Raw genomic sequence first — 11158 nt, forward strand, 5'->3', positions numbered from 1 at the left:
CGCACGGGCAGGAGAGCGATCATGACGAGCATTTCAGTACCTGCATCCACTCCGCCTACACAGTCGGCGCCGCGCGTCGTCCAAGGCTTGGCATATGGCATGATGGCGTCATTGATGATGTGGGCGGCGATAGCAGCCGTCGCCTACGAAATCCTCTGACCCGGTCTCTGCAGCTAGCAGAGGTGCCTTGGAGATGGGGAGGCCAGCAGGGTTAGCTGACCTCCACCACCAGCTTGCCGATCGCGCCGCGTGCAGCCATCTTGGCGATCGCCTTGCCGCCATCCTCGAATGTGAAGACCTCGGTCACGCGCGGCGCGATTTTGCCCTGTTCCCACAGATCGAACAGCGTCTCGATATGCGCCTGGTTGGCCTTCGGATCGCGCGCCGCGAACGCGCCCCAGAACACCCCACAGACGTCGCAGCTCTTGAGCAGGGTCAGGTTGAGCGGCAGCTTGGGGATGCCGGCGGGGAAGCCGACGACGAGATATTTACCCTCCCAGGCGATCGAGCGTAGCGCGGGCTCGGCATAATCGCCGCCCACGGGATCGTAGATCACGTGCGCGCCATCGCGACCGACCGCGGCCTTGAACTGTTCGGCGAGCCCCTTCGACTGGTCCTTGTCGAACGGCGCTCGCGCGTAGATCAGCGTTTCGTCGGCACCCGCGGACTTCGCCGCGGCGGCCTTCTCCTCGGACGAGACGGCGGCGACGACTTTGGCGCCGAACGCCTTGCCGAGCTCGATCGCGGCCAGCCCTACCCCGCCCGCCGCGCCCAGGACGAGCAGCGTCTGCCCCGCCTTGATATGGCCGCGGTCGAGCAGCGCGTGGATCGTCGTGCCGTAGGTGAGGATCAGCGATGCACCCTCGGCGAAGCTGCGGCCTTCCGGAAGCCGGTAGAGCTTGGCGGGGTCGGCGATGACCTGCTCGCACAGGCCGCCATGGCCGAGCATCGCGATCACGCGGTCGCCGATTTCCCAGCCGGTGACGCCCTCGCCGATCGAGGCGATCGTGCCGGCGATCTCACCGCCCGGCGCGAACGGACGCTGCGGCTTGAACTGGTATTTGTCCTCGATGATCAGGACGTCGGGAAAGTTGATCGCGCAGGCCTTGACCGCGACGACGACCTGTCCGGGGCCGGCCGCCAGATCGGGCAGCGCGACCATCTCCAAAGTTTCAGGTCCGCCGACCGCCTTCGACACCAATGCTCGCATACCCGCTCTCCACCGTCGTCCAGGGGCGGTTCGATGCGACCGCCTCCTCGAATTTCGAAATCTGGGTATCTCTTGCCAGCGTCAGGCCGACTTCGTCCAGCCCTTCCATCAGACACTGGCGACGGAAGGCGTCGAGTTCGAAGGTGAAGCGATCCTGGAACGGGGTGGTCACGGTCATCGTCTCGAGATCGACGGTAACGATCTGGTCCTGCGCGACCTCCAGCAGGCGGTCGATCGCCGCCTGCGGGAGGACGACCGGGACGATGCCGTTCTTGAACGCGTTGCCTGAGAAAATGTCGGAGAAGCTCGGCGCGATCACCGCGGTGATGCCCATGTCGGCGAGCGCCCATGCGGCGTGCTCGCGGCTCGAGCCGCAGCCGAAATTATCGCCCGCGATCAGGATCGGCGATCCGGCATAGCGCGGGTCGTCGAAGATGTTGCCGGGTTGCGCGCGCACCGTCTCGAACGCGCCACGACCCAGGCCGGTGCGCGTGATCGTCTTGAGCCAATGCGCGGGGATGATGACATCGGTATCGATGTTCTTCGCGCCCCACGGATAGGCGCGACCCGAGACGGTGGTGACGGGGGTCATCGCTGTTCCGTGCGCTCCGGGCCCGTTCGCTCCGGAGTGGTGCGCGCCGATGCGACATAGGCCGCGACGCCGCTGATCATGGCGCCCGCCGCCAGCAGTACGAAAACCTTCTTCACGCTACTTCCCCCATCAACTCTCTGACGTCGCTCAGCTTGCCGGTTACCGCCGCTGCCGCCGCCATCGCGGGTGATACCAGATGCGTGCGCGCTCCGGGACCCTGTCGGCCGACGAAATTACGGTTCGACGTGGAAGCGCAACGCTCCCCCGCAGGGACTTTGTCCGGGTTCATCGCCAGGCACATCGAACAGCCCGGCTCGCGCCATTCGAACCCTGCCGTGATGAAGATCCGGTCGAGCCCCTCGGCTTCCGCCTGCCGCTTGACGAGGCCCGAGCCGGGGACGACGAGCGCGCGCACGCCATCCGCGACATGGCGCCCGTCGGCGATCGCGGCGGCGGCGCGCAGGTCCTCGATGCGACTGTTGGTGCAGCTGCCGATGAAGACGTGCTGGATCGTGACGTCGCGCATCGCGGTGCCCGCGGTCAGCCCCATATAGTCGAGCGACTTCTGCGCCGCCGCCTGCTTGGCGGGGTCGGCGAAGCTCGACGGTTCGGGGACGACGCCGGTGATCGCGACGACGTCCTCGGGGCTGGTGCCCCAGGTGAGGCCGGGGGCGATATCGGCGGCATCGAGCACCACAGTCTTGTCGTAGCGCGCTCCGGGATCGGTCGCGAGGCTACGCCACCAGGCGACCGCCTTGTCCCAATTCTCGCCGGTCGGCGCCATCGGCCGGCCCTTGAGATAGGCGAAGGTCGTGTCGTCGGGCGCGATCAGACCCGCGCGCGCGCCTGCCTCGATCGACATGTTGGCGATCGTCAGGCGGCCTTCGATCGACATCGCGCGGATCACACTGCCGGTGAACTCGATGACGTGGCCGGTGCCGCCCGCCGCGCCGATCTTGCCGATGATCGCGAGGATGACGTCCTTCGGGCTGACGCCGAAGCCGAGGTCGCCGTCGACGCGGACTTCCATCGTCTTGGCCTGCGAGAGCAGCAGTGTCTGTGTGGCGAGGACGTGTTCGACCTCACTGGTGCCGATCCCGAACGCCAAGGCGCCGAGCGCGCCATGTGCCGACGTGTGGCTGTCGCCGCAGACCAATGTCGTGCCGGGGAGCGTGAAGCCCTGCTCGGGGCCGACCACGTGAACGATGCCCTGCTCCGCCGCGGTCGCATCGATATAGTCGATGCCGAACTCCGTCGTGTTGCGGCGCAGCGCGTCGAGTTGCTGTGCGCTTTCGGGATCGGCGATGGGCAGGACGCGCCCGGCGGCGTCCTTGCGCGGAGTCGTCGGGAGGTTGTGGTCGGGGACGGCAAGCGTCAGGTCGGGACGACGCACCTTGCGCCCGGCAACGCGGAGACCTTCGAACGCCTGCGGGCTGGTGACCTCGTGAACGAGGTGACGATCGATATAGATCAGGCAGGTGCCATCGTCGCGACGTTCGACGACATGGGCGGCCCAGATCTTCTCGTACAAGGTTTGTGGAGTCGCCATAATGGCGCCCCGTTAACCGATAGTTGCGCCCAGGCAAAGCCCAAGCGCAACTATCGACCGAGTTCTACGCGACGTGTGTCGCGGCCGCTGGCGGCCTAACCGTCCTGCGCCAGGTCCTTGACCGACGATACCAGGACACCGACGACGATCGGATTGCCGAGCGCCGATGTCGTCGTCACGACCAGGTTGCTCGCCGAATTGAACGTTGTGCTGGTCTGCGTCGTGCTGTCCGAGCTGTTGCTGACATAATAGGGCCAGCAACCATAGCCCTCGTCGCTGGTGATATGCGCATAAGTCTGCTCAGCGGCGCTGAACGTCTGCGACGATGTCGTCGTCGTCGACGTACCGTCCGCGATGATCAGGCTGGTCACGACATATTGCATCGAGCCCTTGGCGCCGAACAGCGCCTCCCACTGCGCCAAATCGGTCCACACCTCGGCCGTCTTGTTGTTGTACGCATAGGCCAGCGCCGCGCCATAATACCAGGGCAGATAGGTCGTCGTATCGGCCTTGATCGACTCGCCCGACAAGGGCTGCGCCGTCACGTTGATGAAATGCTCATAGGACACCGCGACCGAAAAATCGGCCGATGCGAATGTCTGCGAAAAGTCGCTCGACTCCGAGCTGCTCGATTTCGAGTAGAAATAACTGCCGCCGGTCGAGTTGCTGCTGTTCGCCCAGGACTCGCTGATGTCCGATGATGCCGTGGCCGACTGCATCGTGAACTTGACGCTGGGTGCGACGGCGATATCGCTCAATACCTGATCATAGGTCTGGTTGAACGCCGCGGGCCCGCCAAGCGGCAGATTCAGCTGCAGCTCCTGTGCGATGTAGATCGGATTTTCGAACCCGGCGCGGTAGAGCGTATAGCATTGCGCCGCGGATCCGGGATTGGGCACGAGCTCGGCCATGCTCCAATTCTGGAACAGGTTTTCCAACGCCGTCTGCAGGACGGTTGCCGAATCGCTGAATGCCGAGGGATTTGCTTTGAAATACGCGCTCTTGGTCGTGGTCCAGGCCGACATGTTGCTCGATCCCATTGCCGTGCCGAACTCCGCGGCGTTCGGCGCCTGCACGAACGACAGCAGCGACGTGTACTGGCTCGAAAAGCTGACCAGCGTGTCGGGCGTATAATATTGCACCACCGTATCCATGGGCAGTTCGTTCATCATGTCCCAAAGCTGATCGGTCGTCCGCGGCAGGATGACGTCGCCCTGACTCAGCTGGAATTCCTGAACCGAAAGGTTCAACTCCTTCGCCAATGTATTATACCATTGTGCATTCACGGTATCGAGAACCGTCGTGGGGTCTGACATGGTTTGCCTTTCGTGAAGAGAGCGCAAACATCTAAAGACGAATGATGACGATCATCTTCGAATTTCCAGCGCCCACCTTCATGTCCGACTCTCTGCCTCCTGGCGTCAACGATGACATGATCCGATATGAAGCATTGCTGATTTTTGACACGGTTCGCTGCGCTGAAATACAATGAATATCAGCATGTTTACGCACTTATACTTTGCGTTTTACTGATCCGATTTGCGCTAGTCCGTATCGGATCGTTTCGCGCTGCTTACCACATCGATTCGGGTCAGGAACGCGACGCTGTCGGCGAGCACGGGTGCTTTCCCGCGGAATGGTTTCGATAGCGCCATCACGACGTTCTCGTGGGTCAGTCCGGGATAATCGATATGCGTCACCGGCGCGCCGAGCGCCCTCAACCGTGCGGTCAGGTTGATCGCGTTGTGCGGCTTGACCTGCGTGTCGTCGCCCGCGGTGATCAGCAGCATCGGCGGCGTATCCGCGCGCGCGAAGTGGATCGGCTGCGTCATCACCGGGTCGGCGGCGCCCTGCATCGCGTCGATCGCGCGTTGTGCGGTGAAGGGGTAGAAGTCGTAGGGCCCACACAGGCCAACCGCGGCCTTGATGATGTGCGGGTCGACGCCCTCCGCCTTCAGCCAGCGCTGGTCGAGCGTCAGCATCGCGACGGTATAGGCGCCTGCCGAGTGGCCGGCGACCGCGATCCGGTTGGGGTCGCCGCCCGATTGCGCGATGTGATCGCGGGTCCATTTCACCGCTTCGACGCCATCCTGGAGGAAGGCGGGGAAGCGCACGTCGGGGACCTTGCGGTAATCGGGCATGACGACGACGTAGCCCGCCTTCGCATAGGCGCGCGCGGCGAACGCATAGGCGTCGCGCGCGCCATGCACCCAGCCGCCGCCATACCAGAAGATCAGCACCGGCAACCCGGTCTTCGCGCCGCCCGATGGTCGCCAGACGTCGAGCTTCTGGCCATGCGTGCCAAACGGCACCCCCTCGCGGACCCGCGCGGTCCCGCGGCCACCGCCCGTCACGCCGTCTAGGACGCTAAGCGTACCCGGCCCCGCGCCGAACGCCGCGCCCGCGATCAGGATCACGATCAACGCCAGGACGATAGCCGCACGCTTCATCAGGCGGTGTGGTGCGCGGTAGTTTTCGCCGCGACCTCGTCCGCGGTGACGCCAGGGGCGAGTTCGATCAGCTTGAACGGCGACTCGTGATCGGGCCGCTGGAACACCGCGAGATCGGTGACGATCATGTCGACGACGTTCTTGCCGGTCAGCGGCAGCGAGCACGCCGGGATGAACTTCGGCGTGCCGTCCTTGGCGGTGTGATCCATCACGACGATGATCTGCTTGACGCCCGCGACGAGATCCATCGCGCCGCCCATGCCCTTGATCATCTTGCCCGGGATCATCCAGTTGGCGATGTCGCCGTCTTCGCTGACCTCCATCGCGCCGAGCACCGTCAGGTCGATATGCCCGCCGCGGATCATCGCGAAGCTGTCGGACGAGCTGAAATACACCGACGAGGGCAGTTCGCTGATCGTCTGCTTGCCCGCATTGATCAGGTCGGCATCCTCCTCACCCGCATAGGGGAACGGGCCGATCCCGAGCATCCCGTTCTCCGACTGGAGCGTGACGGTCATCCCGTCCGGGATGTTGTTGGCGACCAGCGTCGGGATGCCGATGCCGAGATTGACGTAATAGCCGTCCTTCAGTTCCCTGGCGGCGCGCGCGGCCATCTGGTTGCGATCCCACGGCATCAGTTGAACGTTCCTTCCTGGATGGTCGAGATGGTCGTGACCTGTTCGCGCAGTTCGGCGCTGACGCCCTCGACGATGGCCTGCAACGCGGCATGCTCGGCAAGGCCCCACGTGCCCGCATAGGCGCGCGCGGCGTGGCGGATCGTATCGGCGAGCAGATAGCCGAACACCGTCGGATCCTCGAGCACGCCCGCATCGATCAGCACGTTGCTGCCCGCATTGTTGGTGATCCAGATGCGCGCGACCTCGACCGATTCGTCGGTCAGTGCAGCGCCTGCATCAAGTTTGATTGCGTTGGCGTGATCGGCCATCAGCGCATGCCTCCAGTCGGGGCCCATTGGACGTTGGGCGGGAACACGTCGTCACGCGAGCCTTTCAGCGCGGTGCCGTAGACGGGGTTGGGCAGCACGAACCACCCTGCCCCCCATTTCGCGGTGATCGCGGGCGACTGCACCACGGCGCGACGCGCGGCGGGGGTTTGCCCTGCGTTGAACAGGTCGCTGAAATCGCCGAGCTGATCGCCGCCCATCGCGACGACGCAGTATTTCGACGCGATCCTCGCGCGGCGGCCGTCCTTTTTGGAGCCGGTCGCATCGTCGCCCGACAGGAACAGCGTTTCGCCATGGCGCGCGGGGCCGAGCCCTGCCCCCTCGATCGCGGCTTGCGTCTGCGCGGCGTTGGCGGCGGAGCGGTTGGTGTTGAAGACCACCGTCACGCCCATCGCGCGGAGTTGTGCCAGCGCCGCCAGCGCGCCGGGGACGGGCGCGACCTGCTTGATGCCGGTGCGCTCCCACGCCTGCCAGCGCGAATCGGACCAGGGCTGGCCCGACGCCGCGTCATATTCGAAGCCGAGGTTGAGCAGCACGGTCTCGTCGACGTCGAACACCGCCGCTTTCGGCTTGGTGCCGCACGCGGTCCAGCTGGGCGCGGCAAGCGACGCGCCGGGCGCGAGGACGACCGATACCGGCGCACGCTGCGCGCGGACGTACCCGACGAGCCCGTTCCACGCCTGGACGCTGACCGCGGCCGCCTCGCCCGAGGCGTAGAGATACTGCATCCCCGCGGGCACGCCGTCGACCGTCACGGGCACCGCGGCGGTGGGTGACGCGGCGATCGACGTCGGCGCGGACACGCTGACGCACCCCTGAAGCGCCAGTGCTCCTGCGAACGCAGGAGCCCAGGATACCAGCCGCAACGCTTTTAACCCTAGGCTCCTGCGTGCGCAGGAGAACAGCTTATGTCTGCGATAAGGCGTCACGCCGAGACCCGCTCGCGGACGGTGCGGAATTCGATCTGCTTATCGTAGGGCGAGCCGACGATCATCCGCTTCACATAGATCCCCGGCAGGTGGATCGTGTCGGGATCGAGGCTGCCGACGGGGACGATCTCCTCGACCTCGGCGACGCAGATCTTCCCCGCGGTGGCCATCGGCTGGTTGAAGTTGCGCGCGGTCTTGCGGAAGATCAGGTTGCCGCTTTCGTCCGCCTTCCACCCCTTGATGATGCTCAGGTCCGCGCGGATGCCGCGTTCGAGGATATACTCCTGCCCGTCGAAGCTCTTCACCTCCTTGCCCTCCGCCACCAGCGTGCCGACGCCAGTCTTGGTATAGAAGCCGGGAATGCCCGCGCCGCCCGCCCGGCAGCGCTCGGCGAGCGTGCCCTGCGGGCAGAATTCGACCTCGAGCTCGCCGCTCAGATATTGCCGCTCGAATTCCTTGTTCTCGCCCACATAGGACGAGATCATCTTCTTGACCTGGCGCGAGCGGAGCAGCTTGCCGAGGCCCTGTCCGTCGATCCCGGCATTGTTGCTGGCGATCGTCAGATCCTTGACCCCCGATGCCTCGATCGCATCGATCAGCCGCTCGGGGATGCCGCACAGCCCGAACCCGCCGGCACAGATCGTCATGCCGTCGAACAGCAACCCCTCAAGTGCCATTGCCGCATCGGTGTAGCGCTTGTTCGCCATGCATCCTCCTAGAGCTTTGGCCTCGCATAAGACGCCGTCCGGCGCTCGGCAACTTAGTAAGCGAGCGCGAGACCGGGCCGTTTCCACCGCGTCTTCACCAGCCGGCCGCTGCCGGAGCAGGTGATATAGGCGTCCGTCCCGTCCGCGCCGCCCCAGCAGATGTTGGTGGTGAAGACGTCGTCGGTCGCGACGAACTCGACCAGATCTCCCGCTGGCGAGATCACGCTGATCCCGCATTCCCCGATCGTCGCGACGCAGATGTTGCCGCCCGCCTCCACGCCGAGCGAATCGAAGAACTTGTACCCGGCGGGACGGTAGAGCGGCGTCGCCGAGGCGCTGGCGACCTTGCCGGGCGCGACGATGTCGAACGCTATCAGCCGGCAGGTGAAGGTTTCCGCCGCGTACAGACGCGTCCCGTCTGGCGAAAGGCCGATGCCATTGGGATTTTCGCTGGGGAAGATGACTTCCTCGAGGTGGCTGCCATCCGCTTTGGCGTAGAAGATGCCGGTGATGTCGCGCGCCCGATCGCGCGATTTGCCGTGATCGGTGAACCAGAAGCCGCCGTGCGAATCGAAGACGATGTCGTTCGGGCCGCGCAGCGTGCAGCCGAAGTCGCCCTCCCGGTAGAGCGTCTCGACCGCGCCGGTGGTGATGTCGATCCGCTCGATGCGCCCGCCCGAATAGTCGTGCGGCTGGCCGTGCGGGGTCAGGAAGCCGTTCGCCTCGCGCCAGGCGAAGCCGCCATTGTTGCAGCAATAGAGCTTGCCGTCGGGACCGATTGCGAGCCCGTTGGGGCCGCCGCCGGGTTCGGCGACCGTCGTCCTGGTGCCATCGGCGGCGATGCGGGTGATGCGGCCCGCCTCGATCTCGACGAGGATGATGCTGTCATCGGGCATCGCCACCGGGCCCTCCGGAAAGCGCAAGCCGCTGGCGACGGTGATGAATTCGGTCATGATCCTCTCCTTGCCCTGAGTCGGGTTCGGCCCCGGCTTCGCGAACGCGGCAAGAGTAAGCGAGAACGCCGCGGGCGCACGACGTTTCTCGACTTCGCGCGAAACGGACGGCAGGATGCCGCGATGAGCACCACACGCACCGGCGGCCGCATCCTGGTCGACCAACTCGTCGCACAGGGCTGCGATCGGATCTTCACCGTCCCTGGAGAAAGCTTCCTCGCCGTCCTCGACGCGCTGCACGATACGCCGGCGGTCGACCTGGTGGTGTGCCGGCAGGAGGGCGGCGTCGCGTTCATGGCGTGCGCGGACGGCACGCTGACGCACCGGCCGGGCGTCGCGTTCGTGACCCGCGGGCCCGGCGCGACCAACGCGTCGATCGGCGTGCACGTCGCGATGCAGGATTCGCAGCCGATGATCCTGTTCGTCGGCGATATCGACCGCGGCACGCGCGACCGCGAGGCGTTCCAGGAGATCGATTTCCAGGCGATGTTCGCGCCGATCGCCAAATGGGCGGCGCGGATCGACGATGCGCGACGGATCCCGGAATATGTCGCGCGCGCCTATGCGACGGCGCTGTCGGGACGGCCGGGGCCGGTGGTGCTCGCGCTGCCCGAGGACATGCTGCTCGACGTCGTGGACGCGGTGGATCGCCCGCGGGTCGAGCGCGTGGCGCAAGGCTGCGACACCGATACGATGGACCTGCTCGCCGACCTGCTGACGACGGCGGAGCGGCCCGTCGCGATCGTCGGCGGGGCGGGCTGGGACGTGGCGGCGTCGGGCGCGTTCTCGACCTGGGCGGATCGCAACGGCATTCCGGTCGCCGCGGCGTTCCGGCGGCAGGATGCGATCCCGAACGCGTGCCCGGTCTGGGCGGGCAATCTGGGCTATGGCCCCAACCCCAAGCTGGTCGAGCGGGTGAAGGCGGCGGATCTGCTGCTGGTCGTCGGACCGCGGCTGGGGGAGGCGACGACCGATGGCTATGCGCTGATCACGCCCGATCATCCGGGCCAGCGGCTGATCCACGTCCACCCCGATCCGGACGAGCTCAACCGCGCGTACCGCGCCGACGTCGCGGTGTGTGCGGGGATGGCGGAGTTCGCGGAGGCGTTGCTGCTGCTCGACCTGCCGCCGCGCACCGCCGGGCAGGAGGCGCATGCCGAATGGCTCGACTGGTCGACGCCACGCCCGCGCGATCTCGCGATGGATCTGGGTCCGTGCGTGACCGCGATGCGCGAGCGGCTGCCCGCGGATGCGATCATCTGCAACGGCGCGGGGAATTATTCGGGCTGGTGGCATCGCTACTGGGCCTATGCCGGACCGGGGACGCAGCTCGCCCCGACCGCGGGAGCGATGGGGTATGGCGTGCCCGCGGCGGTCGCCGCATCGCTGCGGCATCCCGAGCGGACGGTCGTGGCGCTCGCGGGCGACGGGTGCTTCCTGATGAACGGGCAGGAGCTGGCGACCGCGGTGGCGCACGGGGCGGACATGCTGGTGCTGGTCGTCGACAACGGCACTTACGGCACGATCCGGATGCACCAGGAGCGGGAGTATCCGGGGCGGGTGTCGGGGACGGCGCTGCGCAATCCGGACTTTGCGGCGCTCGGGCGGGCTTATGGATGCTGGGCGGAGACGGTGACGCAGACGAGCGATTTCGTCGATGCGCTGGACCGGGCGATGGCGCGATCGGGCGTGCGGATGCTGCATCTGGTGACGGATATCGAGGCGATTACCGCTGGGACGACGCTGGCCAAGGTGCGCGGGGCGGCGTGATCCTTAGCTGGTGATACCGCCACTACCTCACCGA

At 66.0% G+C, this 11158-nt stretch carries 12 protein-coding genes; 2 read left to right on the forward strand and 10 right to left on the reverse strand.

Annotated features, from left to right (window positions below; all coding sequences use genetic code 11):
• Nucleotides 1-211: 211 nt before the first annotated feature.
• From ASE88_RS06105 to ASE88_RS06120, 4 genes are all read right to left on the reverse strand, one after another.
• Nucleotides 212-1210: an NADPH:quinone oxidoreductase family protein gene (locus ASE88_RS06105; RefSeq protein ID WP_200910175.1), complete on the reverse strand. Its 999-nt coding sequence runs from the start codon at nt 1208-1210 to the stop codon at nt 212-214.
• A complete protein-coding gene (leuD, locus tag ASE88_RS06110) occupies nt 1173-1802 on the reverse strand; it encodes a 3-isopropylmalate dehydratase small subunit (protein WP_055879600.1) in 630 nt (209 codons plus the stop codon). Before leuD ends, ASE88_RS06105 begins: the two co-directional genes overlap by 38 nt.
• 112 nt (nt 1803-1914) lie before the next feature.
• Nucleotides 1915-3351, reverse strand: a complete 1437-nt coding sequence (gene leuC, locus ASE88_RS06115) for a 3-isopropylmalate dehydratase large subunit (protein ID WP_414893461.1) — start codon at nt 3349-3351, stop codon at nt 1915-1917.
• 95 nt (nt 3352-3446) lie between these two features.
• Nucleotides 3447-4667 (reverse strand): hypothetical protein, encoded by a 1221-nt coding sequence (locus ASE88_RS06120; protein WP_156356961.1) that lies wholly within the window; start codon nt 4665-4667, stop codon nt 3447-3449.
• A gap of 44 nt (nt 4668-4711) precedes the next feature.
• Here ASE88_RS06120 and ASE88_RS19725 point away from each other — a divergent pair, with 44 nt between their 5' ends.
• On the forward strand, nt 4712-4843 hold the full coding sequence (locus ASE88_RS19725) for a hypothetical protein (protein WP_268795208.1): 132 nt from the start codon (nt 4712-4714) through the stop codon (nt 4841-4843).
• 52 nt (nt 4844-4895) lie between these two features.
• On the opposite strand, the gene ASE88_RS06125 is transcribed toward ASE88_RS19725, so the two are convergent.
• The 6 genes from ASE88_RS06125 to ASE88_RS06150 all read right to left on the reverse strand — a co-directional run bounded on the left by ASE88_RS06125 (nt 4896) and on the right by ASE88_RS06150 (nt 9354).
• Entirely contained in the window at nt 4896-5801 is a 906-nt protein-coding gene (locus ASE88_RS06125) for an alpha/beta hydrolase (RefSeq protein WP_056476652.1), read from the reverse strand.
• Complete coding sequence (locus ASE88_RS06130; protein ID WP_056476655.1) at nt 5801-6436, reverse strand: 3-oxoacid CoA-transferase subunit B; 636 nt, start codon at nt 6434-6436, stop codon at nt 5801-5803. Before ASE88_RS06130 ends, ASE88_RS06125 begins: the two co-directional genes overlap by 1 nt.
• Nucleotides 6436-6747, reverse strand: coding sequence for a DUF5076 domain-containing protein (locus ASE88_RS06135; RefSeq protein WP_162233400.1), 312 nt, complete (start codon nt 6745-6747; stop codon nt 6436-6438). Before ASE88_RS06135 ends, ASE88_RS06130 begins: the two co-directional genes overlap by 1 nt.
• Nucleotides 6747-7568 carry an HAD family acid phosphatase gene (locus tag ASE88_RS06140; RefSeq protein WP_414893463.1) on the reverse strand — a complete coding sequence of 274 codons (822 nt, stop codon included), beginning with the start codon at nt 7566-7568 and terminating at the stop codon, nt 6747-6749. Before ASE88_RS06140 ends, ASE88_RS06135 begins: the two co-directional genes overlap by 1 nt.
• Before the next feature lie 122 nt (nt 7569-7690).
• Nucleotides 7691-8401 (reverse strand): CoA transferase subunit A, encoded by a 711-nt coding sequence (locus tag ASE88_RS06145; protein ID WP_056476661.1) that lies wholly within the window; start codon nt 8399-8401, stop codon nt 7691-7693.
• A gap of 53 nt (nt 8402-8454) precedes the next feature.
• Nucleotides 8455-9354 carry an SMP-30/gluconolactonase/LRE family protein gene (locus tag ASE88_RS06150; protein WP_056476665.1) on the reverse strand — a complete coding sequence of 300 codons (900 nt, stop codon included), beginning with the start codon at nt 9352-9354 and terminating at the stop codon, nt 8455-8457.
• 123 nt (nt 9355-9477) lie between these two features.
• On the opposite strand from ASE88_RS06150, the gene ASE88_RS06155 reads away from it, so the two are divergent.
• A complete protein-coding gene (locus ASE88_RS06155; protein ID WP_056476668.1) occupies nt 9478-11124 on the forward strand; it encodes a thiamine pyrophosphate-binding protein in 1647 nt (548 codons plus the stop codon).
• The last annotated feature ends 34 nt before the right edge of the window (nt 11125-11158 follow it).

This window comes from Sphingomonas sp. Leaf38 (assembly GCF_001421825.1).
Lineage (GTDB): Bacteria > Pseudomonadota > Alphaproteobacteria > Sphingomonadales > Sphingomonadaceae > Sphingomonas.